General features: G+C 69.1%; 17 protein-coding genes and 2 pseudogenes. 12 read left to right on the top strand and 7 right to left on the bottom strand.

Annotation, left to right across the window (positions count from 1 at the left end):
* Window positions 1-20: 20 nt before the first annotated feature.
* On the top strand, window positions 21-398 hold the full coding sequence (locus tag AC07S4_RS14840) for a glutaredoxin (RefSeq protein WP_494987378.1): 378 nt from the start codon (window positions 21-23) through the stop codon (window positions 396-398).
* 2 nt (window positions 399-400) lie between these two features.
* On the top strand, window positions 401-796 hold the full coding sequence (locus AC07S4_RS14845) for a PPC domain-containing DNA-binding protein (protein WP_494987746.1): 396 nt from the start codon (window positions 401-403) through the stop codon (window positions 794-796).
* On the opposite strand, the gene blaOXA (AC07S4_RS14850) is transcribed toward AC07S4_RS14845, so the two are convergent.
* The gene (gene blaOXA, locus AC07S4_RS14850; protein WP_494987379.1) at window positions 791-2,572 is read right to left on the bottom strand and encodes a class D beta-lactamase; all 1,782 of its coding nucleotides are present in this window, start codon (window positions 2,570-2,572) and stop codon (window positions 791-793) included. The genes AC07S4_RS14845 and blaOXA (AC07S4_RS14850) overlap by 6 nt on opposite strands.
* On the bottom strand, window positions 2,569-2,967 hold the full coding sequence (locus AC07S4_RS14855) for a BlaI/MecI/CopY family transcriptional regulator (protein ID WP_494987380.1): 399 nt from the start codon (window positions 2,965-2,967) through the stop codon (window positions 2,569-2,571). The genes blaOXA (AC07S4_RS14850) and AC07S4_RS14855 overlap by 4 nt, the downstream gene beginning before the upstream one ends.
* Before the next feature lie 131 nt (window positions 2,968-3,098).
* Here AC07S4_RS14855 and blaOXA (AC07S4_RS14860) point away from each other — a divergent pair.
* Together blaOXA (AC07S4_RS14860) and ampC are read left to right on the top strand one after the other, a co-directional pair.
* Window positions 3,099-3,869, top strand: a pseudogene (gene blaOXA, locus AC07S4_RS14860) (class D beta-lactamase); the annotation flags it as partial.
* 63 nt (window positions 3,870-3,932) lie between these two features.
* Window positions 3,933-4,949, top strand: a pseudogene (gene ampC / locus AC07S4_RS14865) (class C beta-lactamase); the annotation flags it as partial.
* Here the strand turns inward: ampC and AC07S4_RS14870 are convergent.
* Complete coding sequence (locus AC07S4_RS14870; RefSeq protein ID WP_494987381.1) at window positions 4,946-5,509, bottom strand: DinB family protein; 564 nt, start codon at window positions 5,507-5,509, stop codon at window positions 4,946-4,948. The pseudogene ampC and the gene AC07S4_RS14870 sit on opposite strands and share 4 nt — an antisense overlap.
* The gene (locus AC07S4_RS14875; protein ID WP_494987382.1) at window positions 5,506-5,754 is read right to left on the bottom strand and encodes a DUF3820 family protein; all 249 of its coding nucleotides are present in this window, start codon (window positions 5,752-5,754) and stop codon (window positions 5,506-5,508) included. Before AC07S4_RS14875 ends, AC07S4_RS14870 begins: the two co-directional genes overlap by 4 nt.
* A gap of 98 nt (window positions 5,755-5,852) precedes the next feature.
* On the opposite strand from AC07S4_RS14875, the gene AC07S4_RS14880 reads away from it, so the two are divergent.
* The gene (locus tag AC07S4_RS14880) at window positions 5,853-7,070 is read left to right on the top strand and encodes an MFS transporter (RefSeq protein ID WP_494987383.1); all 1,218 of its coding nucleotides are present in this window, start codon (window positions 5,853-5,855) and stop codon (window positions 7,068-7,070) included.
* A 20-nt stretch (window positions 7,071-7,090) separates the two neighbouring features.
* On the opposite strand, the gene dgt is transcribed toward AC07S4_RS14880, so the two are convergent.
* The gene (gene dgt, locus AC07S4_RS14885) at window positions 7,091-8,308 is read right to left on the bottom strand and encodes a dGTP triphosphohydrolase (RefSeq protein ID WP_494987384.1); all 1,218 of its coding nucleotides are present in this window, start codon (window positions 8,306-8,308) and stop codon (window positions 7,091-7,093) included.
* A 98-nt stretch (window positions 8,309-8,406) separates the two neighbouring features.
* On the opposite strand from dgt, the gene AC07S4_RS14890 reads away from it, so the two are divergent.
* The 3 genes from AC07S4_RS14890 (at window position 8,407) to AC07S4_RS14900 (ending at window position 12,215) form a co-directional block, all read left to right on the top strand.
* Complete coding sequence (locus AC07S4_RS14890) at window positions 8,407-9,870, top strand: sodium:solute symporter (protein ID WP_494987385.1); 1,464 nt, start codon at window positions 8,407-8,409, stop codon at window positions 9,868-9,870.
* 44 nt (window positions 9,871-9,914) lie between these two features.
* On the top strand, window positions 9,915-11,786 hold the full coding sequence (sppA, locus tag AC07S4_RS14895; protein WP_494987386.1) for a signal peptide peptidase SppA: 1,872 nt from the start codon (window positions 9,915-9,917) through the stop codon (window positions 11,784-11,786).
* Between the two features lie 222 nt (window positions 11,787-12,008).
* On the top strand, window positions 12,009-12,215 hold the full coding sequence (locus AC07S4_RS14900; protein WP_494987387.1) for a hypothetical protein: 207 nt from the start codon (window positions 12,009-12,011) through the stop codon (window positions 12,213-12,215).
* Here the strand turns inward: AC07S4_RS14900 and AC07S4_RS14905 are convergent.
* Together AC07S4_RS14905 and AC07S4_RS14910 are read right to left on the bottom strand one after the other, a co-directional pair.
* Window positions 12,191-13,702 carry a sensor histidine kinase gene (locus AC07S4_RS14905; protein WP_494987388.1) on the bottom strand — a complete coding sequence of 504 codons (1,512 nt, stop codon included), beginning with the start codon at window positions 13,700-13,702 and terminating at the stop codon, window positions 12,191-12,193. The genes AC07S4_RS14900 and AC07S4_RS14905 overlap by 25 nt on opposite strands.
* Window positions 13,702-14,394: a response regulator gene (locus AC07S4_RS14910; protein WP_494987389.1), complete on the bottom strand. Its 693-nt coding sequence runs from the start codon at window positions 14,392-14,394 to the stop codon at window positions 13,702-13,704. Before AC07S4_RS14910 ends, AC07S4_RS14905 begins: the two co-directional genes overlap by 1 nt.
* A gap of 263 nt (window positions 14,395-14,657) precedes the next feature.
* Here AC07S4_RS14910 and AC07S4_RS14915 point away from each other — a divergent pair, with 263 nt between their 5' ends.
* The 4 genes from AC07S4_RS14915 to AC07S4_RS14930 are packed head-to-tail and all read left to right on the top strand — an operon-like array spanning window position 14,658 to window position 24,173.
* Entirely contained in the window at window positions 14,658-16,262 is a 1,605-nt protein-coding gene (locus AC07S4_RS14915; protein ID WP_494987390.1) for an efflux RND transporter periplasmic adaptor subunit, read from the top strand.
* Window positions 16,259-19,396 (top strand): efflux RND transporter permease subunit, encoded by a 3,138-nt coding sequence (locus tag AC07S4_RS14920; protein WP_494987391.1) that lies wholly within the window; start codon window positions 16,259-16,261, stop codon window positions 19,394-19,396. Before AC07S4_RS14915 ends, AC07S4_RS14920 begins: the two co-directional genes overlap by 4 nt.
* On the top strand, window positions 19,393-22,620 hold the full coding sequence (locus tag AC07S4_RS14925) for an efflux RND transporter permease subunit (RefSeq protein ID WP_494987392.1): 3,228 nt from the start codon (window positions 19,393-19,395) through the stop codon (window positions 22,618-22,620). Before AC07S4_RS14920 ends, AC07S4_RS14925 begins: the two co-directional genes overlap by 4 nt.
* Window positions 22,617-24,173, top strand: coding sequence for a TolC family protein (locus tag AC07S4_RS14930; RefSeq protein WP_494987393.1), 1,557 nt, complete (start codon window positions 22,617-22,619; stop codon window positions 24,171-24,173). Before AC07S4_RS14925 ends, AC07S4_RS14930 begins: the two co-directional genes overlap by 4 nt.
* The last annotated feature ends 9 nt before the right edge of the window (window positions 24,174-24,182 follow it).

Genomic DNA, 24,182 nt, shown 5'->3' on the forward strand with positions numbered 1-24,182 from the left:
GCAATGTCCCTGGAGGCGCCATGAGCCGTCCCGTATTAGAAGCATCCCGCATCCATCCCGCCATCCGCAGCAAGATCGACGGCCTGCACGCCGACATCGTGCAGGAGGTGCAGGCCGCCGTTGCCGCCAACAAGGTGGTGGTGGTCGGCATGGCGATGAATCCCTTCCCGCGCAAGGCGCGCGCGCTGCTCGACGCGCAGGGCGCGCCTTACGTCTACCTGGAGTACGGCAGCTACCTGAGCCAGTGGCGCCGCCGCACCGCGCTGAAGATGTGGAGCGGCTGGCCCACGCTGCCGATGGTGTTCATCAACGGCACCCTGGTGGGCGGCTTCCAGGACTTGAAGAAGCTGGTCGACAGCGGCGAGTTCACCGCGCTGGTGGCGCCCAAGCTGGTATGAGCTTGCTAGCGCATCCGCTCAGGCTGGGGCCGGGCGCGGATCTGCGCGCGGCCATAGAGGCCGCCGCCGCCGAACTGGGCGCGCAGGCGGCTTTCGTGGTGCAGGGCATCGGCAGCCTGGGCGTGGCGCAGCTGCGGTATGCGGGCATGCCGTCGGCGAGCGAACTGCGCGGCGATCTGGAAATCCTGACCTTGGCCGGCTCGGTGGCGCCGGATGGCGCGCATCTGCATATGTCCGTGTCGGATGCGCAGGGGCGCGTGTTCGGCGGCCATGTGGCGCCGGGCTGCGTGGTGCGCACCACGGCCGAAGTGCTGCTGGCGCTGCTGCCCGGCCACGCTTTCAGCCGCGAGACCGATCCGGCCTCGGGCTACAAGGAACTGGTGGTGCGGACGCTATAGCGCGTCCAGCCGCGCAGGCAGCTCGCGCAGCATGGCTTCGCGGGAGCGCGCGCCGCCCATGGCTTCCTGCTGTTTCGCATCCATCGCCAAACGGGCGAACACCACCTTGCGTCCGTCTTTTTTCGCCCAGCCGACATACCAGCCGTACTGGCGGGCCGGGTCGTCGGCGCCGCCGGGCAGCAGCGCCGAGGCGGTGCCGGTCTTGCCGAATACTTCCCATCCATTCTCCAGCACCTGGCGCGGCATGATGCTCTCGGTCAGCTGATAAGCCTGTTCGGACACCGGCAGCGTGCGGTTTGCCACCTGGCGCAGGAAGGTCACTTGTTCCAGCGGCGAAATGCGCAAGCTGGAGCCGACCCACGATTGTGCCAGGCCGTTGTCCTTGCCGGGATCGCCGGACAGGTCCTGGTTGCCGTAGCCGAAGCGCGCCACATAGTCCTGGAAGCGCGCCGCGCCCAGCCGCGCCGTCACTTGCTGGGCGTACCAGAGCACCGAGTTCTGCAGCCAGCTGCCGGGATCGGTATCGGCGCGCCAGGACGGGATGTAGGCCGGGTAGCCGCTCTTGAACGGCAGCACCGGCGCGTGTGCGCTGCGCAGGATGCCGCTGTCGTAGCCCATCAGCGCGACCGGGATGTTGAAGGTGGAGGCGGGCGTGACGCGCTCGTCGCAATGGCCTTCGCGCGCCAGTTCCTTGCCGCTGGCCGCGTCCACCAGCAGCGTGCAGACGAAGGGCGATTGCGATGCGGCGGGGCCGATGCGCCAGGCCAGCGCGGGCTGGAAGGCGAGGCTGGCGGTGAACACGCAGGCCAGGCCGGCCAGCGCCAGCAGGCGGGCGCCGCGCGCGCGGCGGCCCAGCGCGCGGCCCGGTTCGCGTATCAGCGCGATGCGCGAGGCCAGGGTGCTGGCGCACACGCCGCCGAAGGCCAGCGCGGTCTTGGGCGTGCCGTGCTGCAGGCGCAGCTGGGCCACCAGGGCCGCCGCGTAGGCTTTGCGCTGGGCCGGCGGACGGCCGCGCAGCACGTCGCGGTCGCAGCCCAGCTCCTGCGCCCAAGACAGGCTGCCGCGCAGCAGGCGCATGAAGGGATTGAACCAGAGCAGGGTTTGCAGCAGGATGCCGACGCCCATCCATTGCAGGTCGCGGCGGCGCCAGTGCGTCAGCTCGTGCTCGACGATGAGCTGCTGCTGGGCCGGGTCGAAGCTGCGCAGGTGGCGCGGCAGCAGCAGGCGCGGCTTGAGCAGGCCGAACAGCATGGGGGAAATCGGGGCGTCCACTTCGATGACGGCGGGGGCGCGCGCGCCCAGGTCCGCGGGCTGCAGGCGGCTGCCGGTGGCGGCCAGGCCGTTCAGCATGCGGCGCGCCTGCAGCAGCTGCACGACGCTGTAGCCCAGGCCCAGCAGGTAGGCCAGCAGCCAGGCTTGCGCGGCGCGCGTGAGCCAGGAGGCGGGCTGGTGCCGGGCGGCGGCGGCATCGGTTGAGCTGGCGCTGGACTGCGGCGCGGCCGGGCCGCCTTGCGCGGCGGGGCGGCTTTGCGCGGCTTCGGGCAGGTCTATGGGCGGCACCAGGCGCAGGCGCTCGCTGTGCGGCAGCAGGATCACGAGGAAGGCCGCCACCACGGTGGCCTGGCCCAGCAGCCAGGTCGAGCGCTGCAGCGCCACGCCTGGCAGGCGGCGGCACAGCGCCGTCAACGCCCACACGCCCAGGCCGGCGGCCAGGCAGCCGACGCTGGCCAGCAGGAAGCGCAGCAGCCATTCGTCCAGCGGTGCGGCGCCATTCATGCCGGGTCCTGCCCATCCAGTCCATCCGGCTCCTCCGGCCAGTCGTTCAGCAGCTGCTCCAGCTGGGCCAGCTCGGCCTGGTCGACCAGCTTGCTGCCGGTGAACATATTGACCGGCAGCGGGGTGTCCATTTCCATCACGCGCTTGCCGAAGTCGTGCGCGAAGGCGGCCAGGGTGCCGACCTTTTCCAGCGCCGCCTGGTACACCTGCACGCCGTGCCGCGTGTGCTGGCTCACGGAGCCTTTGTCCAGCATGCGTTCCAGCGTCTTGCGGGTGGAGGAAAAGGACCAGCCCAGTTCGGGTTCAACCTGGTCATGGATTTCACGCGCGCTCAGCGGCTGCTGCTTCCACAGCGCCTTGAGCACGGACAGTTCGGAGATAGAGGGGATGGCCATGGCGCTATTGTGCAAGGGATTGCGACCAATGTCACCAAAAATAAAATGTTTGACACGTATGTGACCAATGTCGCATGATGGTCATGTTTGTCGCATTTTGCGGCTTTGAGAGGAGAAGTATGGAATTCCGCATGATCGCCAGGGCGGCGCTGGGCAGTCTGGCCGCGCTGGCCGGCATGGCCGCCGCGCCCGCCGCCCACGGCGCCGAAGTCTGCACCGCCATTGCCGACGCCGCCACCGGCAAGGTGCGGATGCAGCGCGGCGACTGCCAGCGCCAAGTCACCCCCGCGTCCACCTTCAAGATCCCGATCAGCCTGATGGGCTATGACGCCGGCTTCCTGAAGGACGAGCACACGCCCGAGCTGCCTTTCCGCCCGGGCTATGTGGACTGGAGGCCCAGCTGGCGCAGCGCGTCCGATCCGGCCAAGTGGATGAGCGAGTCGGTGGTGTGGTATTCGCAGCAGGTCACGCTGGCGCTGGGCAGGGTGCAGTTCGCCGCCTACACGCGGCGCTTCGAGTACGGCAACGCGGACGTGTCGGGCGACGCCGCGCATGACGGGCTGACCGCGTCCTGGCTGGAGTCCTCGCTGCGCATTTCGCCGCTGGGCCAGCTGTCCTTCCTGGGCAAGGTGGTGAACCGCCAGCTCGGCGTGAGCGCGCACGCTTACGAGATGACGGAGCGGCTGATGCGCTTTGGCCAGTCGCCGGAGGGCTGGCGCATCCACGGCAAGACCGGCGCCGGTGCGGGCTACGGCTGGTATGTGGGCTGGGCGGCCAAGGGCGAGCGCAAGTACCTGTTCGCGCGGCTGATACAGAGGGACCAGAGCATGCCGCAGGAGGCGTCCAGCGGCCCGCTGGCGCGCGACGGTTTTATCGCGGACTTTCCCGCGCTGGTCAACGCCATCGAGGTGGACCAGGCGATTAAGCCGCTGCTGGAGAAGAATGCGATTCCCGGCATGGCCGTGGCGCTCAGCGTGAACGGCAAACATTACTTCTACAACTACGGCGTGGCGTCCAAAGAGAGCGGGCAGGCGGTCAGCGAGAGCACGCTGTTCGAGCTCGGCTCGCTGAGCAAGCCCTTCACGGCCACGCTGGCGACCTACGCGCAGGCGCAGGGCAAGCTGGCCATGACGGACCCGGTCAGCCGCCACGTGCCATCCCTGCGCGGCAGCGTGTTCGACCGCGTCAGCCTGATCCATCTGGGCACGCACACGGTGGGCGACTTCCCGATGCAGGTGCCGGCGGAGATCAAGAGCTACGAGCAGCTGATGGACTACTACAAGAACTGGCAGCCCAGCCACGCGCCGGGCACGCACCGCACCTATTCCAACCTGGGCATAGGCCTGCTGTCCATCGCCGCCGCCCGCAGCCTGGGCGTGCCGTATGCGGACGCGGTGGAGCGGACGCTGTTCCCGGCGCTGGGCATGGAGCACAGCTATATCCGGGTGCCGGCCGCGCAGATGGCGCAGTATGCGCAGGGCTACAACAGCAAGGGCGCGCCGGTGCGCGTGAATCCCGACGTGCTGGCCGAGGAGGCCTACGGCGTGAAGAGCAACACGCGCGACATGATACGTTTTGTGGACGCCAACATGGGCCTGCTGCCGCTGGAGGCCACGCTGGCGCGCGCGGTGGCGGATACGCATGCGGGCTACTTCACGCTGGGCGCCATGACGCAGGACCTGATCTGGGAGCAGTATCCCGGCCGGGCCGGGCTGGATCAGCTGCTGCTCAGCACGGCGGAGAAGACGGTGTGGCAGGCCAACCCGGTCAGCGCCATCGCGCCGCCGTTGCCGCCGCAGGCGGACGCGTGGCTGCACAAGACTGGCGCCACTGGCGGCTTTGCGGCTTATGCGCTGTTCAATCCGGCGCGCAAGGTGGGCATCGTGATGCTGTCCAACCGGGGCCTGCCGGGCAGCGAGCGGGTCGGCGCGGCGTATGAGGTGCTGAGCCGGGTCGCGCCGGCCCCGGCCCCCGCGCCCTAGGGGTCGAGATTCGGGATCAGCGCCAGCAGGTCGGTCACGCCCACGTCCACGCCGGCCTGGGAGAGCAGGGTGCTGGCCTGGCCCCGGTGGTGGGTCTGGTGGTTGAAGAAGTGCAGCAGCACGTCGAACAGCGGCTTGGCGTACTGCTCGCCGTTCATGCGCGCGTAGTGCAGCGCGGCGCCAAGGTCGGCCTCGGTCAGCGCGCCGGTCCACGCGGTGATCACGCCGTCCAGCCAGGCGCGCTGGGCGGCCATGGGCGCCAGCGCGTCGAACTGCGGCGCGTCCAGGCTGGCCGGCATGGCCAGCGCGCGCAGCGGCGCCAGCGCGGCGAAGGCGGCCGGCGACTGCGGCGGCGCCAAGGCGGACTCGGCGGCGAAGCGCTTGAGCCACACCGTGTCGGCCACCAGCAGGTGGTTCAGCGTGCCCTGCACCGAACCGAAAAACGCGCCCCGGTCGCGCACCAGCTCGGCCGCCGGCAGCGCGCCGGCCGCCTCGTACAGCTTCTTGTTCATCCAGCTGTTATAGCTGGCCATCAGTTGCACATGGCGGTGGCGGCTCATTGGGGCTTTCTCGGATAGGGGCGCGGCGCAGGGGGGCGCAAAGGGTCGAGCAGGCTGCGCAGGTTGTTGTGGTCGAGCTCGTACATCAGGGCCAGCAGGGCGCCCAGCTGGCCGCCGGGAAAACCTGCGCGCGCGAACCAGCCCAGGTAGTGGCCCGGCAGGTCGGCCAGCACGCGGCCTTTGTATTTGCCGTAGGGCATTTCATAGCGCAGCAGCTGCGCCAGGGCGTCGGAATCCAGGTTCATTGTTGATTTCAGTTCAAATATATTCTGCTCGGCGGCATCTTTTTCGGAATAATGAATGCCCCGATACTGCATGGCATCTACTTTACAGGAGTTATGCCATGCCTATTGCCTTGCTGGCGCTGACCATCAGCGCGTTCGCCATCGGGACCACCGAGTTTGTCATTGTCGGCCTGCTGCCGACCATCGCCGCCGACCTGGGCGTGAACCTGCCGTCGGCCGGGCTGCTGGTGAGCCTGTACGCGCTGGGCGTGGCCGTCGGCGCGCCGGCGCTGACCGCGCTGACCGGCAAGCTGCCGCGCAAGACCCTGCTGCTGTCGCTGATGGTGCTGTTTACCGCCGGCAACCTGATGGCCTGGCTGGCGCCGGGCTATGAATCGCTGGTGGCGGCGCGCGTGCTGACCGGCCTGGCGCACGGCGTGTTCTTCTCGATCGGTTCGACCATCGCGACCTCGCTGGTGCCGCGCGAGAAGGCGGCGTCGGCCATCGCCATCATGTTTACCGGCCTGACCGTGGCGCTGGTGACGGGCGTGCCGCTGGGCACCTTCATCGGCCAGCACTTCGGCTGGCGCGCCACCTTCCTGGCCGTGTCGGCGCTGGGCGTGCTCGCCTTCATCGGCAGCCTGCTGTATGTGCCCAAGGCGATCGCGCACAGCGCGCCGGCCTCGCTGCTGCAGCAGGTCAAGGTGCTGGGCCAGCCGCGCCTGCTGCTGGTGTACGCCATGACGGCGGTCGGCTACGGCGGTTCCTTTATCGCCTTCACCTATCTGGCGCCGATACTGCAGGGCGTGGCCGGCTTCGGCGAGAACGCGGTGGGCCTGGTGATGCTGGTGTACGGCGTGTCGGTGGCGGTGGGCAATATCTGGGGCGGCAAGCTGGCCGACCGGCGCGGCCCGGTGGGCGCGCTGAAGATCATCTTTGCCGGCCTGGCGGCGGTGCTGCTGGCGCTGACCTTCACCGCGCCGCATCCGTGGCTGGTGGTGGCGACCGTGCTGCTGTGGGGCGCGGTGGCCTTCGGCAACGTGGCGGGCCTGCAGGTGTACGTGGTGCAGCAGGCGGAGCACTACACGCCGGGCGCGGTGGACGTGGCCTCGGGCCTGAACATCGCCGCCTTCAACCTGGGCATCGCCGGCGGCGCCTGGGGCGGCGGCCTGATCGTCGAGCGCCTGGGCCTGGTGCACACGGGCTGGATAGGCGCGCTGGTGGTGCTGGGCGCGCTGGGCCTGACCGCGCTGAGCGGCCGCCTGGACCGCCTGCACCCGCGCGCGGCGGCGCTGGACGGCGCCGCGCCGCGCACGGTGCGCGTGGCGGCGCATTAGGGGCATCAGGCGCGGTGGCCCTAGCGCGGCTGGCCCGGGTAGATGCGCTCCAGGCTGCCCGGGCCGAAATAGCGTTCGTATTCCTGCGCCGCGTAGGAGTCCATCATGCCGGCGATGTAGTCGATCACAAGGCGCTCGCGGCTGTCCTTCAGGCAGCGCAGCTCCGGCGGCAGCAGGATGTTGTCCTTGTTGTACTGCTGGTCCGTCAGCACCTCGAACAGGCCGCGGATGATCTTCTCGCCGCGCTTTTCGTACAGCTGCACGTCCTTCTTGCGCAGGATCGCCTTCCACAGCAGGCTTTTCAGGCCCTTGGCCAGCAGCTCGGCCGAGCGGTAGCCCAGCTGGCCGTCCACCACGGCCAGGTCGCGGCACAGCGTATGCACGATTTCCGAGGTCAGCTCCTTGCGCAGCACGATGGAATATTCCTCGGACGAGGCCTGCTGCTCGCACTTGAGCGCCTCGTTGTGCGCGCGCTCGGCGATGGCCGAGAACAGCGGGTAGGCGCCGGCGTAGTCGGCGCTGATCTTGAACTCGTGCGCGATCTCGCCCACGGTGATGATGCCGAAGCTGAGCGCGTCCTCCACGTCGTGCGCCGCGTACGCGATCTCGTCGGACAAATCCATGATCTGCGCGTCGATGCTCTTGCGCGCCGTGATGCCGTGCCGCGCCAGTTCGGCGGTGAGGAAGGCGTGGTCCTCGTCGTACAGGAATTTGCGCGGGTTCTCGCTGCGCGTGTGGAAATACTTGGTGATGCCGAACAGGGTGCGCACCGTCAGGTTCAGGCCGGCGTAGCCGTAGTGGCGCTTTTCCAGCGTGCGCAGGATGCGGAAGGCCTGCGCGTTGCCCTCGAAGCCGCCGTGTTCGGCGCACAGGCTGTTGAGGATCTTCTCGCCGTAGTGGCCGAACGGCGGGTTGCCGATGTCGTGCGCCAGCGCGCAGGTCTCGGACACCACGCAGCGCTCCAGCCCCATGTCGGCGGCGATGGAGCGCGCGATCTGCGCCACCTCCAGGCTGTGCGTGAGGCGGTTGCGGTTGGACTGGTTGGCGTCCACGCCGAGCAGCTGCATCTTGCCCTGCAGGCGGCGGAAGGAGGCCGCGTACAGCACCCGCGCGTAGTCGCGCATGGCGTCCTCGCGGCCGTCGCTGCGGCTGTCCTGCTGCTGGTGGACGCGGTATTCCAGCGGCCGCACCAGGGCTTCCTGGGCGCGCGCGTAGGCGATCGTTACTGATGAGTACATGCGATAACTCTGGGTGATGGAAGGGCAAAGGGATTCTAGACCAGCGCGCGCCGGATCGGGTGTATATTGCTGGCGAAATATTTCCTCATCGGAGTCCCATGTCGCCAGCTGCCCTGTTCAGTGTCGTTCTCGCCTATTTCGCCCTGCTGCTGGGGGTGGCCTGGCTGACCTCGCGCAACGCCAATAACGACAGTTTCTTTATCGGCAACAAGAACAGCAACTGGATGCTGGTGGCCTTCGGCATGGTGGGCACCACGCTGAGCGGGGTCACCTTCATCAGCGTGCCGGGCGCGGTGGGGCGCGACGGCTTCGGCTACCTGCAGATCGTGCTCGGCTACGTGCTGGGCTACCTGGCCGTGGCCTATGTGCTGCTGCCGCTGTACTACCGCCTCAAAGTGACCTCGATCTACCACTACCTGGACGTGAGACTGGGCCGGCGCGCCTACCAGAGCGGGGCCGCCTTCTTCATCCTGTCGCGCACGCTGGGCGCGACCGCGCGGCTCTACCTGGTGGTCAACATCCTGCAGGCCACCATCCTCGACAGCCTGGGCGTGCCGTTCTGGGCCACCAACCTGGTGATACTGCTGATGATACTGCTCTACACCTACGAGGGCGGCGTCAAGACCATCGTCTGGACCGACACCCTGCAGACCACCGGCATGCTGCTGGGCCTGGTGGTCTGCACCGGCTGGCTGCTGCACCGCATGGACCTGGGCCTGCTCGACAGCCTGGCGCGCATGGAGACGGCCGGCCTGGCGCGCGTGCTGACGCTGGACGTGGACAGCCCGGCCTATTTCTGGAAGCAGGTGCTGGCCGGCATGGCCATCACCATCGCCATGACCGGCATGGACCAGGAGATGATGCAGAAGAACATCTCGGTCAGCACGGTGGGCAATTCGCAGAAGAATATGGTGGCGCTGACGGTGATCCTGGTCGGCGTGCTGGCGCTGTTCCTGTTCCTGGGCGGCCTGCTGCACCTGTACGCGCCGCTGGCCGGTGTGGCGGCGGCCGGCGACAAGCTGTTCCCGGCGGTGGTGATGGGCCATATGCCGGCCGCCATCCAGCTAATCTTCTTCATCGCGCTGGTGTCGGCGCTGTTCCCCAGCGCGGACGGCGCCATCACGGCGCTGACCTCGTCCTTCTGCATCGACATCCTGGGCCTGCAGCGCCGCCCCGGCCTGGACGAGCGCGCCCGCACCCGCCTGCGCCACCGGGTCCACCTGGGCTTCTGCGCGCTGTTCCTGGCGCTGGTGATGGTGTTCAAGTGGATAGACAGCGCCAGCATGATAGGCGTGATCCTGAAGCTGGCCGGCTACACCTACGGCCCGCTGCTGGGCCTGTTCGCCTTCGGCATCCTGACCCGGCGCACGGTGCGCGACCGCTGGGTGCCGCTGGCGGTGCTGGCCGGCCCGCTGCTGTGCTGGCTGATTGACCGCAATCAAGCCTTGCTGTTCGGCAGCTACAAGCTGGGGCTGGAACTGCTTATCATTAACGGCCTGCTGGTGATGGCGGGGCTGTTCCTGATTTCGGCGCCCGCGCGCGCACTAGGCAAGACTGGCTGATTCGCTTACAGTGTTGTCAGATTTAAATTATTGAAGGAGCATCCATGTCACGATCTATTGTTTCCCGCATCGGCAGCGGGCTGGGCTACGCCTGGCGCGCGCTGGACTTCGGCCGCCGCGCCGTACTGAATGTGCTGTTCCTGATCGTGCTGATCCTGCTGGCCATCGCCATCTTCAGCGGCGGTCCCAAGCCGCTGGGCGGCAAGACCATGCTGGTGCTGGACCTGAAGGGCGAGCTGGTGGAGCAGGGCGCCGCCGGCGTGCGCGAGGCGGTCAAAGCCAACCTGCTGGGCGGCGAAGTGCGCCGCACGGTGCAGCTGCGCGACGTGCGCAATGTGCTCGACACGGCCGCCAGGGACCCGCAGATCGCCGGCGCCGTGCTGCTGCTGGACGAGCTGGAAGGCGGCGGCCAGGCCAGCCTGCGCGAAGTGGCCGGCGCCATCGAGCGCTTCAAGGCCAGCGGCAAGAAGGTGGTGGCCTGGGGTTCGAGCTACAGCCAGCGCCAGTACCTGGTGGCGGCGCACGCCAACGAGGTCTACGTCCATCCCATGGGCGCGGTGCTGCTGGAGGGCTTCGGCCGCCACCGCAACTACTACCGCGACGCGCTCGACAAGCTGGGCGTGACCGTCAATCTGCTGAAAGTGGGCACCTACAAGAGCTTTGCCGAGCCGTATATCGCCAACGGCCCGTCCGAGGCGGCCACCGAGGCCGAGGCTTATCTGACCAACGCGCTGTGGGCCAGCTACACGAATGAAGTGGAACAGGCGCGCAAGCTGCCGCAGGGCCACATCATGAAGAGCATCAATGAGCTGCCGGCGCTGGTGGAGGCGGCCAAGGGCAATTTGGCCCAGGTGACGCTGAACACCAAGCTGGTGGACGGCCTGAAAACCCGCGACGAAATCCGCGCGCTGATGATGGAGCGCGGCGAGAAGGACGAGAAGGGCAAGTCCTTCCGCCAGGTGAGCTATGGCGATTATCTGGCGCGCGTGCATCCCAAGGTGATGGGCGATGCGGTGGGCGTGGTGATGGCGGTCGGTGAAATCAGCGACGGCATGGCGCCGGCCGGTTCCATCGGCGGCCAGTCGACCTCGAACCTGATCCGCCTGGCGCGCGAGGACGCCAGCATCAAGGCCATCGTGCTGCGCGTGAATTCGCCCGGCGGCAGCGCTTTCGGTTCGGAGCTGATCCGCCGCGAGCTGGAGCTGACGCGCGCGGCCGGCAAGCCGGTGGTGGTGTCCATGGGCGACGTGGCGGCTTCGGGCGGCTACTGGATTTCGATGGCGTCCGATGAGGTGATTGCGGAGCCGAACACCATTACCGGTTCGATCGGCGTGTTTGCGCTGCTGCCGCGCGCCGACAAGGTGATCGACAAGCTGGGCATCCATACGGCGGGCGTGACCACCACGTGGCTGGCGGATGCGGCCAATCCTTTGCGTCCGCTGGATCCGCGCTTCGGGCAGGTGATCCAGGGCAGCATCAACCATATTTATTCGGAGTTCACGTCCAAGGCGGCTGCGGCGCGCAAGACCACGCCGGAGAAGATCAACGAGGTGGCGCAGGGCCGCGTGTGGACCGGTGTGCAGGCCAAGGAGCGCGGCCTGGTGGACCGCCTGGGCACGTATGGCGATGCGCTGAAGATTGCCGCCGAGCGCGCGAAGCTGGGCAGCGATTACCGCGTGACGTATATCGAGCGCGAGGTGTCGAAGTTTGACCGCTTTGTGGAGTTCTTCGGCGGTTCGGCGGCGCAGGCTGCGGCGCAGGCGTTTGCGCCTTACGTCAAGGCGGCCGTGGCGCCGACCGGCTTGCCTATGGGCGTGGCCGCAGATGCGGCGCGGGACTTGAGCTGGCTGTCCGAGGTGGCCGACAAGCGCAAACCCTTTACGGCAGTGACGCACTGCCTCTGCGAATCACCTTGATTCAATCGCCGGGGAGGCGGGTGTTTGATTCGCCTCCCTGCAGGACACCGTACTGGATTTGGTACTGAAATTCCCTGAACGGTACTGGAATATACTGAAATCTTCCCTGGAATGGCCTGAACCTTCTGCTCTTGTTGAGGTCTAACTGGAGTTGGCTGGGAATTCAGTATCTTTCAGTACGATTCAGTACGTTTCAGGAGGAATTTCAGTATGTTGTCCTGTATGTCGCTCCAACTACCAACGGATACCCTGCACCGCCTGCTGGATTTTTTGCGCAACACCGGCAGCGGGCTCAACGCGGCGGAAGCGGCCGATCAGGCGATCCGCGAATGGATAGACCGCATGGGCCGGGAAGGCCATCCCGGACGCGTGCCGGACGGCTACCAATGGAAGATGTTGTTCCTCTATACCGATTGGGAACCGTTCTGAAGCGGCAAGGTGATGACGAAAGCGCTATGGCCGGTGTGCAGATGGTCGCAGCGCGCGTCGCCGCCGTGGCGGCGGGCGATCTGGCGCACCAGCGCCAGGCCCAGGCCCGAGCCCACGCTGTCGCGCGCGTTGCTGCTGCGGTAAAAGGGCTCGAACACCTTGTCATACTCGGCCTTCGGTATGCCCGGCCCCGCGTCCCGCACCACGATCTCCGCCACGTCCACACCGTCCGCGCTGCTGCGGCGCAGCTTCACCGTGGTGGGCGGCACGCCGTGGCGGCGCGCGTTCTCCAGCAGGTTGCGCAGCATGCGGCGCAGCAGGCGCGCGTCGCCGCGCACCGGCAGCGGTTCGCCGTCCAGGTCCGCCTCCTCGTAGCGCGCGCACTCCTCGGCCGCCAGCGGCAGCAGATCCAGTTCCTCGTTCTCGGTGCGCTCGCCCACCGCATCCAGGCGGCTGGCCAGCAGGATCTCGTCGATCAGCTGGTCCAGCTCCGCGATATCCTGCTCCAGGCCCGCGCGGCGCTTGGCGTCCACCTGTTCCTTGCTCAGCTCCAGCGCCAGGCGGATGCGCGCCAGCGGCGTGCGCAGCTCGTGCGAAGCATTGGCCAGCATGGTCTTGTGCGCGCCCACCAGCGCTTCGATCTGGTCCGCCGATCGGTTGAAGCTGGCCGCCAGCGCCGCCACCTCGTCGCTGCCCTTGACCTCCACCCGCGCCGACAGATTGCCCGCCCCCAGCGATTCCACGCCCCGCTGCAAATGCTCCAGCCGCCGCGTGACGCGCCGCACCACCGGGTAGGCGGCAATCGCGATAAAGATGGCCAGTCCGATCAGGATGGTGTGCAGGCGCATGCGCGAAGGCATCTGGCGCAGCGGCGTGTTGGAGATGATATGGCGGCCGTCGTCCAGCCGCATCTGGAAGCGGCGCAGGCGCAGCGGCCGGTCCAGGTCCTCGTCGCCGCGCGCCCAGCGCCGCGCGCGGTCCAGCGGCCCGGCGCGCGGCAAGGGCTCGGCGTCCGGCAGCGCGCGGCTCTCGCCGGGAGCGCCGTCGCCGCCAGCGCCAGCACCGTTGCGGCCGCCGTCGCCGGCGCTGCGTTCGCCGCCGCCGTTGCCGCCGTCACCGTCACCGTGCAGCCTGCCTTCGCCGCGCCTGCGCTCCTGCATGCGCTCCAGCATCTCCATGCGCTGCTGGCGCAGCATGCGGCGGTCGGGGCGCTCCAGCGGCTCGCCCACGTAGGCCAGCCGCTGCCAGTCCTTGCTGAACAGGGTAATGTCGGCGCGCAGGCCGCGCGTCAGGCGCTCCAGCGCGGCCTGCTGCTGCTCGGGCGGCGCCTCGGCGGCAGGCAGGGCGTTGCGCAGCAGCGTGCCCAGCGTGCGGTCCGACAGCTCGGTCGGCGCGCCTGCCCATTGCCACAGCAGCACCACGGCCAGCGTCAGCAGCGCCAGGCTGGCCAGCAGTGCGGCGTAAAAGCGGAAATACAGGCGCGGCATCAGTCCTGGTCCTTGGCGAACAGATAGCCCGCTCCCCGCACGGTGATGATGCGGCGCGGATGCTTGGGATCGTCCTCCACGGCGGCGCGGATGCGCGACATGTGCACGTCGATGGAGCGGTCGAAGGCCTCGGCCTGGCCGCCGCTGGTGGCGTCCATCAGCGCCTCGCGCGACAGCACACGGCCCGCGTTCCGGGCCAGCATCAGCAGCACGTCGAACTGGCAGGCGGTCAGCTCGCAGGGCCGGCCGTCCAGCCGCGCGCCGTAGGCCCCCGGCTCGATCTCCAGCCGCCCGAAGCGCAGCACTTCGGTGGCCGCGCGCTGCGCCTCGCCGCCCCGGCGCAGCACCGCGCGCAGGCGCGCCAGCAGCTCGCGCGGCTCGAAGGGCTTGGGCAGGTAGTCGTCCGCGCCCAGTTCCAGGCCGATGATGCGGTCGATGGCGTCGCCGCGCGCGGTCAGCATCACGATGGGGATGTTGGAGCCGGCGCGCAGCTGGCGGCACACCTCCAGGCCGTCCATGTCGGGCAGCATCAGGTCCAGGATCACGGCGTCGGCCTGGTTGGCCGCCAGCCAGGCCAGCGCCGGCTTGGCGCGGGTGTGGGCGGTGACCTCGAATTTGGCCGTGGTCAGGTATTCGGACAGCATCTCGCTCAGGCGCGGATCGTCCTCGATAATCAGGATATGTTCGCTCATGCCCCATTCTACGGAGCCGGGCCGCCGCCCATGATGCTGTTTTGTGATTTTTTTGTAGCAGCTTTGTATCGGCTGGTGAGCGCGTGTAACGTCTTGCCGTTGCAGGCGCTCTGGCCCGCATGCTGGCGCCATGCATGTTGCAACGCCGCAGCGGGGGCGCGATTTGTTTCAATTCGACATTTTGCCCAAATGGCATTGTGCTAGAGTCGTTTCATCTATGGCGCGTACTGGGCGCGCCGCACCAAAAAACAAGGACAACAGCGATGAAATCGCCAGCATCACCGACTACCACCAACTCCGCCGGCACGCCTGCGCCGGGCGCCCCTAAACGCAGCCGCCGCGCGCAAGTGATAGGCGGCGTGCTGGCCGTGGCCGCCATGGCCGGCCTGGGCGGCCTGGCCTGGCACCTGACCCATCCCGCAGCGGGCCAGGGCGGTCCCGGCGGCCCCGGCGCGGCTCCGGGCGCTCCCGGTCCCGGCGGCCCGGGTGGCGGCGGAGGTGGCGGCGGACGGCGCGGCGGCGCGTCCACCACGGTGGGCGTGGCCACGGCCGAAACGGCCGACCTGCCCATCGTGCTCGACGCGCTGGGCACCGTCACGGCGGCGGCCACCACCACGGTGCGCCCGCAGGTGTCCGGCATCCTGCAGAAAGTGCTGTTCAAGGAAGGCCAGATGGTCAAGGCCGGCCAGGTGCTGGCGCAGATCGACCCGCGCCAGTTCGAACTGGCGCTGATGCAGGCCAGCGGCCAGCGCCAGCGCGACGAGGCCCAGCTGGACAACGCCAGGCTGACGCTGGAACGCTACCGCACCCTGCTGGCGCAGGACTCCATCGCGCGCCAGGACGTCGACACCCAGGCCGCGCAGGTCAAGCAGCTGGAAGGCACGGTCATGACCGACCGCGCCAACGAGGGCACGGCGCGCCTGAACCTGGGCTACACCAAGGTGGTCGCGCCGATCAGCGGGCGGGTCGGCCTGCGCGTGGTCGACGTGGGCAACCTGGTCGGCTCGGGCGACGCGGCCGGCATCGCCGTCATCACCCAGCTCTCGCCGATCGACGTGGAATTCTCCGTGCCGCAGGACCAGGGCCCGCTGGTGATGGAAGGCGTCAACGCCGGCGCGCCGCTGCCGGCCATTGCGCTCGACCGCACCCGCGCCGTCACGCTCGACAGCGGCCGCTTCTCGGCGCTGGACAACCAGGTCGACACCCAGACCGGCACCATCAAGGCCAAGGCGCGCTTCGCCAACAGCCACAACGCGCTGTTCCCCAGCCAGTTCGTCAACGTGCGCCTGGAGCTGCGCACCATCAAGGACGCCGTCATGGTGCCGGTCACGGCGCTGCGCCACGGCAGCAAGGGCGATTTCGTCTATGTGCTGAACGGCGACAAGACGGTCAGCACGCGCCCGGTCACGCGCGGCCAGGCCACGGTGGACAAGGTGGAAATCCGCACCGGCCTGAAAGCGGGCGAACAGGTCATCACCGAAGGCGCGGACCGCCTGAAGGACGGCGCCAAGGTCATGCTGCCGGGCGATAAGCCGGGCGCGGGCGGTGGTGGCGGCGGCGGCAAGCGCGGCAAGCGCGACGGGCAGGGCGGCGGGCAGGGCGGCCATGGCGGCCAGGGCGGCGCCTCCGGTCCCGCCGGCGGCGCAGGCGCAGGCTCCGGCCCCGCTGCCGGCTCCGGCCCGGCTTCGGCTTCTGCTTCTGCTTCTGCCTCTGCCTCTGCTGCGGCCTCCGCCCCGGGGACGGCCTCCGCCTCAGCCTCGGCGCCGGGCGAACACCGCCGCCGCGACTGGTCGGCCGCCGGCGTCGCGCCGGTGCCGCCCGCATCGGCCACCACCGCAGCCGCACCGGCGCCGAAGTCCGCGCCATGAGTCCGTCGCGCCCCTTTATCCAGCGCCCGGTAGCGACCTCGCTGCTGATGCTGGCCATCGTGCTGGCCGGCCTGGTCGGCTTCAAATTCCTGCCCCTGTCGGCGCTGCCGCAGGTCGACTTCCCCACCATCCAGGTGCAGACGCTGTACCCCGGCGCCAGCCCGGAAGTGATGGGCCAGACCGTCACCGCCCCGCTGGAGCGCCAGTTCGGCCAGATGTCCGGCCTGCAGCGCATGAGTTCCACCAGCGCCGCCGGCGTGTCCATCATCACCTTGCAGTTCGGCCTGGGCCAGACCTTGGACGTGGCCGAACAGGAAGTGCAGGCCGCCATCAACGCGGGCGGCTCGCTGCTGCCCACCGACCTGCCGGCGCCGCCCGTGTACGCCAAGGTCAACCCGGCCGACGCCCCGGTGCTGACGCTGGCCATCACCTCCGACACCATGCCGCTGACGGAAGTGCAGAACATCGTCAACACCCGCCTGGCGCTGAAGATCAGCCAGGTCTCCGGCGTGGGCCTGGTCAGCCTGAGCGGCGGCCAGCGCCCGGCCGTGCGCATCCAGGCCGACACGCAGGCGCTGTCGTCCTACGGCCTGGGCCTGGACACCCTGCGCAGCGCCATCAGCGCGGCCAACGCCAACAGCGCCAAGGGCAGCTTCGACGGCCCCACGCGCTCCTTCACCATCAACGCCAACGACCAGCTGGTCACGGCGCAGGACTACAAAAGCCTGATCGTGGCCTACCGCAACGGCGCCCCGGTGCGCCTGTCGGAAGTGGCGCGCGTGGTCGACAGCGCGGAGAACGTCAAGCTGGGCGCCTGGTCCGGCCAGCGCGGCGCGCTGGTGCCGGCCATCATCCTCAACGTGCAGCGCCAGCCCGGCGCCAACGTGATCGCCACCGTGGACGCCATCAAGGAACGCCTGCCCGAGCTGCAGGCCGGCCTGCCCGGCGCGCTCAAGGTCGACGTGCTGAGCGACCGCACCACCGGCATCCGTGCCTCCGTCAAGCACGTCGAATTCGAGCTGGTGCTGGCCGTGCTGCTGGTGGTGCTGGTGATCTTCTTCTTCCTGCACAGCGTGCGCGCCACCGTCATCGCCAGCCTGGCCGTGCCGATCTCGCTGGTGGGCACCTTCGGCGTGATGTATTTGCTGGGCTACAGCCTGAACAACCTGAGCCTGATGTCGCTCACCATCGCCACCGGCTTCGTGGTCGACGACGCCATCGTCATGATAGAGAACATCGCCCGCTACATCGAGGAGGGCGAAACGCCGATGGCCGCCGCGCTCAAGGGCGCCACCCAGATCGGCTTCACCATCATCTCGCTGACGGTGTCGCTGATCGCCGTGCTGATCCCGCTGCTGTTCATGGGCGACGTGGTGGGCCGGCTGTTCCGCGAGTTCGCCGTCACGCTGGCCATCACCATCCTGATCTCGGCCGTGGTTTCGCTCACGCTGGTGCCCATGATGTCGGCGCGCTGGCTCACCAGCCACAAGGACGACGCCCCCAATTCCTTCGGTGCCCGCGTGCAGCGCTTCTTCGACAAGGTGATCGGCCACTACGACAGCTCGCTGCAATGGGTGCTGCGGCGCCAGGGCCTGACCCTGCTGGTGGCGCTGGCCACGCTGGGCCTGACCGTACTGCTGTACGTGCTCATTCCCAAGGGCCTGTTCCCGACCCAGGACACCGGCCAGTTGCAGGCCCGCATCGAGACCGCGCAGGCGGTGTCGTACAGCCGCATGGCCGAGCTGCAGCAGGCCGCCGCGCGCGCCATCATGGAAGACCCGGAGGTGGACACCCTCAGCTCCCTGGTGGGCGTGGACGCGGCCAACAACACCATGCTGCACACCGGCCGCATGCTGATCAACCTGAAGGACAAGCGCGGCCACCAGGACGCCATCATGGAGCGCCTGCGCCGCCGCGTGGCCGAGGTGGCCGGCGTGACCATCTACCTGCAGCCCACGCAGGACCTGACCATAGACGCCGAATCCGGCCCCACCCAGTACCGCGTCTCGCTGGAGGGCGCCGACACGGCCACCGTCACCGAATGGGCCGGCAAGCTGGCCGCGCAGATGCAGAAGCACGAGCAGCTGCGCAACGTGGTGTCGGACGCCGGCGCCACCGGCGTGGCGGCCCAGGTCAGCATAGACCGCGACAGCGCCTCGCGCCTGGGCGTGACCGCCGCCGCCATCGACGACGCGCTCTACAGCGCCTTCGGCCAGCGCATCGTCTCCACCATCTTCACCGAGACCAACCAGTACCGCGTGATCCTGGAGGCCCAGCCGGGCACCCTGACCACGGTCGAGTCGCTCGGCAACCTGCACCTCAAGACCAGCTCCGGCAAGCCCACGCCGCTGTCGGCGGTGGCCAGCATCAGCGAGCGCCCGGCGCCGCTGCAGCTGACCCACGTGGCGCAGTACCCGGCCACCACCTTGGGCTTCGACACCGCGCCCGGCGTGTCGCTGGGCCGCGCGGTGGAGGAGATCCGCGCCGCCGCCGAGGAAATCAAGCTGCCGCCGGCGGTGTCGATGACCTTCCTGGGCGCGGCCGGCGCCTACCAGGCCTCGCTGTCGAACCAGCTGTGGCTGATCCTGGCCGCCGTGATCTGCGTCTACATCGTGCTCGGCGTGCTGTACGAGAGCTATATCCACCCGCTCACCATCCTGTCCACCTTGCCCTCGGCCGGCGTGGGCGCCTTGCTGGCGCTGATGGTCAGCGGCCAGGACCTGGGCGTGATCGGCATTATCGGCATCATCCTGCTGATCGGCATCGTCAAGAAGAACGCCATCATGATGATAGACTTCGCCATCGAGGCCGAGCGCGGCGAGGACGGCAAGCCCGGCATGCCGCCGCGCGAGGCCATCCACCAGGCCGCGCTGCTGCGCTTCCGCCCGATCTTGATGACCACGCTGGCCGCGCTGTTCGCCGCCGTGCCGCTGATGCTGGGCTTCGGCGAGGGCGCCGAGCTGCGCCGGCCGCTGGGCCTGTCCATCTTCGGCGGCCTGATCGTCAGCCAGGTGCTGACCCTGTACACCACGCCGGTGATCTACCTGGGCTTCGACAGCCTGGCGCGCCGCTGGCGCGGCAGGAAAGGCGAGGGCGAGGGCGCCGCGCCGGGCCAGCCTGGAGTTGCGCAGTGAACCTGTCCGAACCCTTCGTCCGGCGTCCCATCGCCACCGTGCTGCTGACCATAGGCCTGGCGCTGGCCGGCATCGGCGCCTTCTTCGTGCTGCCGGTGTCGCCGCTGCCGCAGGTCGACTATCCGTCGATCTCGGTCAGCGCCAGCCTGCCCGGCGCCAGTCCGGACATCATGGCCTCCAGCGTGGCCACGCCGCTGGAGCGGCGCCTGGGCGTGATCGCCGGCGTCAACGAGATGACCTCGTCCTCCGGCAGCGGCTCCACCCGCATCAGCCTGCAGTTCGACCTGAACCGCAAGATCGACGCGGCCGCGCGCGAAGTGCAGGCCGCCATCAACGCCTCGCGCGCCGACCTGCCGGCCACGCTGCGCAGCAACCCCACCTACCGCAAGGCCAACCCGTCCGACGCGCCGGTCATCATCCTGGCGCTCACCTCGCCCACCCGCAAGCCGGGCCAGATCTACGAGGCCGTGTCCAACATCGTGCAGCAGAAGCTGGCGCAGGTGAAGGGCGTGGGCGACGTGGAGATCGGCGGCGGCTCGCTGCCGGCCGTGCGCGTGGAGCTGCTGCCCTACGCGGTGAGCCGCTACGGCGTGTCGATGGAGGACGTGCGCGCCGCCATCCAGGCTTCCAACGCCAACCGCCCCAAGGGCGCGCTGGAGGGCGACGAGCGCCGCCTGCAGATCTACTCGGCGCCCATGCGCAACAGCGGCGTCGTGCCCGGCCAGGGCGGCGTGGACGCGCCCAAGGCCCGCCCCAGCGCGGTCGACTACCGCGACCTGGTGGTGGCCTGGCGCGACGGCTCGGCCATCCGCCTGCGCGACATCGCCACCGTGGAGGACGGCCCGGAGAACAAGAACACCCTGGGTCTGTTCAACGGCGACCCGGCCGTCATCGTTCTCGTCACGCGCCAGCCCGGCGCCAACGTGATCGAAACCGTGGACGGCGTGCGCGCCCTGATCCCGCAGCTGCAGGCGCAGCTGCCGTCGGACGTCAAGCTGGAAGTGGCCTCCGACAGCACCAACTCCATCCGCTCCTCGCTGCACGAGATCGAACTCACGCTGATCATCTCCATCGTGCTGGTGGTGCTGGTGGTGAGCGCCTTCCTGCGCAGCGCGCGCGCCACCATCATCCCGGCGGTGGCCACCATCGTCTCGCTGCTGGGCACTTTCGGCGCCATGTATCTGATGGGCTTCAGCCTGAACAACCTGAGCCTGATGGCGCTGACGGTGGCCACCGGCTTCGTGGTCGACGACGCCATCGTGGTGCTGGAAAACACCGCGCGCCATATCGAGTCCGGCATGGAGCGCTTCCAGGCCGCGCTGCTGGGCGCGCGTGAAGTGGGCTTCACGGTGCTGTCCATCAGCCTGTCGCTGGTGGCGGTGTTCATCCCGCTGCTGTTCATGGGCGGCCAGGTGGGGCGCTTGTTCCGCGAGTTCGCCGTCACGCTGTCGGTGGCGGTCATGATCTCGCTGCTCATTTCGCTCACCACCACGCCCATGATGTGCGCCTGGCTGCTCAAGCCGGGCGACCACGGCAGGCCGGAAGGCTGGCTGGCGCGCCAGTTCGAGCGCGCCTTCCAGGCCACGCTCAAGGTCTACCAGCACGCGCTGGACTGGGCGCTGCACAGCGTCTGGCTGGTGATGGCCATCCTGGTGTTCGTCATCGGCCTGAACGTCTACCTGTTCTCGGCCGCGCCCAAGGGCTTCTTCCCGCAGCAGGACACCGGCCAGATCAACGGCGGCATGCGCGCCGACCAGTCGATCTCCTTCCAGGCCATGCAGGGCAAGCTGCGCCAGCTGGTGAACATCATCAAGAACGACCCGGCGGTGGCCACCGTGGTCGGCTTCACCGGCGGCGGGCGCGCCGGCGGCGGCTTCATGTTCATCAACCTGAAGCCGGCCGCCGAGCGCAGCGACTCGGGCCAGGCCGTGATTGCGCGCCTGCGCCCGCAGCTGGCCAGGGTCACCGGCGTGTCGCTGTTCCTGAACCCGGTGCAGGACCTGCGCATGGGCGGCCGCTCCAGCAACTCCACCTACCAGTACACGCTGAAGAGCGACAACCGCGCCGACCTGAAAGCCTGGGCCAGCAAGCTGGCCGACGCCATGAAGCAGCAGCCGGAGCTGACCGACGTCGACACCGACCAGGCCGAAAACGGCGTGGAGACCTTCGTCACCATCGACAAGGACACCATCACCCGCATGGGCATCGGCGTGCGCGACGTGGACAATGCGCTCTACAACGCCTTCGGCCAGCGCCAGGTCGCCACCATCTACGACGAGCTGAACCAGTACAAGGTGGTGATGGAGGTGGCGCCGGAATACGCGAAGAGCCCGGAGGCGCTGAAGGACGTGTACGTGTCGGCCAAGGGCGCAGGCGGCGGCAGCAACAACGTGGCGGCCGCGCGCGACGCCTCCACCGGCGCGGCGCTGAGCACCTCGGTGGCCGCCATGGCGCCGCTGACGGCCATCGCCAGCTTCGCCGAAAGCTCCACCCCCACCTCCGTCAACCACCAGGACGGCGAGTTGGCCACCACGGTGTCGTTCAACCTGGCCGACGGCGCCAGCCTGAGCGACGGGCAGGCCGCCGTCAAGCAGGCCGAGGCCGACATCGCCATGCCCAACAACGTGCGCGGCAGCTTCCAGGGCACGGCCAAGGCGGCCGACGACAGCAACAAGCAGCAGCCCTTGCTGATCCTGGCGGCCATCGTGGTGATCTACATCGTGCTGGGCATCCTGTACGAAAGCCTGGTGCATCCGGTCACGGTGCTGTCCACCTTGCCCTCGGCCGGCGTGGGCGCCGTGCTGGCGCTGCTGATGTTCAAGATGGAGTTTTCCATCATCGCGCTGATCGGCGTGTTCCTGCTGATCGGCATCGTCAAGAAGAACGCCATCCTGATCATCGACTTCGCGCTGGAGGCCGAGCGCGCGCGCGGGCTGACGGCGGTGGTGGCGGTGCGCGAAGCCTGTTTGCTGCGCTTCCGCCCCATCCTCATGACCACCCTGGCCGCCGCGCTGGGCGCCTTGCCGCTGGCGATAGGCTTCGGCGAAGGCTCCGAGCTGCGCCAGCCGCTGGGCATCGCCATTATCGGCGGCCTGATCGCCAGCCAGCTGCTCACGCTGCTCACCACGCCGGTGGTCTACATCCTGATGGACAAGCTGCGCAGCCGCAGCGCGTCCGAACTCCAATTGAGCAGGCAGGCAACTGCCGAACCGAGCACGCCATGACCAAACACACACTGACTCCCGTTGCCCTGGCCCTGCTGGCGGCGTTTGCCCTGGCCGGTTGCGCGGCCGGGCCGAAATACGAAGTGCCCGCCACGCCGCAGGCCGCGGCCTTCAAGGAAGCCGACGGCTGGGCGCCCGCCGCGCCGGCCGACATGCTCGAACGCGGCCCGTGGTGGACGTTGTTCGGCGACCCGGTGCTGGACGGCCTGGCCGCGTCCATCGAGGTCTCCAACCAGAACGTGGCCGCCGCCGCCGCTTCCTACGCGCAGGCGCGCGCGCTGGTGTCCGAGCAGCGCGCGCAGCTGTTCCCGCAAGTGGACCTGAACGGCAGCGCCAACCGCAGCGGCGGCGGCGGCAACACCCGCACCGCCGGCGCCTACCGCGTGAACCTGGGCGGCAGCTGGGAGCCGGACATCTGGGGCCGCCTCGGCGCCGCCAGCACGGCCGCCAGCGCCAGCGCCGCCGCCAGCGCCGCCGACCTGGCCTCGGCGCGCCTGTCCGCGCAGGGCGAACTGGCCGCCAATTACTTTGCGCTGCGCCAGGCGGACGCCCAGAAAGCGCTGCTGCAAGCGACCGTCCAGGGTTACGAGCGCGTGCTGCAGATCACGCAAAACCGCTTCGGCGCCGCCATCGCCGCCAAGTCCGACGTGCTGCAAGCCGAAACCCAGCTGGCCAACGCCCGCATAGACCTGATCAGCATCACCCGCCAGCGCGCCCAGCTCGAACACGCCATCGCCGTCCTGCTGGGCAAGGCGCCCGCCGAGTTCTCGCTGGCGCCGCTGCCGCAAGCGGCCAGCCTCGCGCTGCCTGCCGCCGCCGGTGCCGCCGCCGGCGCCGGTGCGGCCCCGGCCGGCAGCGCCGCGTCTCCGCAGCCCGACGGCTCGGGGCGCATCGTGATGGCGCCGCCGCTGCTCGCGGCCGGGCCGGGCGCCGAGCCGGCCGCGTGGGGCGGGGCGGTGGTGCCCGCCGTGCCGCTGGTGCTGCCCTCGGTGCTGCTGCAGCGCCGTCCGGACATCGCCGCCGCCGAGCGCCGCGTGGCCGCCGCCAACGAGCAGATCGGCATCGCCCGCGCCGCCTATTTCCCCAGCCTGAACCTGAGCGCCTCCTACGGCTTCGGCGCCAGCGCCGCCTCCGGCCTGTTCAGCGCCTCCAACAGCCTGTGGTCGCTCGGCCTGTCCGCCGCGCAGACCATCTTCGACGCCGGCGCCATCAAGGCCCGCGTGGCCGGCGCCGAAGCCTCGCGCGACGCCGCCATCGCGCGCTACCGCCAGACCGTGCTGGCCGCCTTCGCCGACGTCGAGGACCAGCTGGCCGCCAGCCGCGCGCTGGAGCAGCAGCAGGTGCACCGCCGCACGGCCGCCGCCGCCGCCGACCAGGTCGAGCAGCAGATGCTCAACCGCTACCGCGCCGGCCAGGTTGGCTACACCGAAGTGGTGCAAGCCCAGGTCACGGCGCTGAACGCCCGCCGCGCGCTGCTGCAAGCCCAGGCGGACCGCCAGACCACGGCCGTGGCCCTGATCCAGTCGCTGGGCGGCGGCTGGCACGCCGAATAGCGCGGGCTG

It is taken from the genome of Pseudoduganella sp. GW821-FHT05F09 (assembly GCF_059419605.1).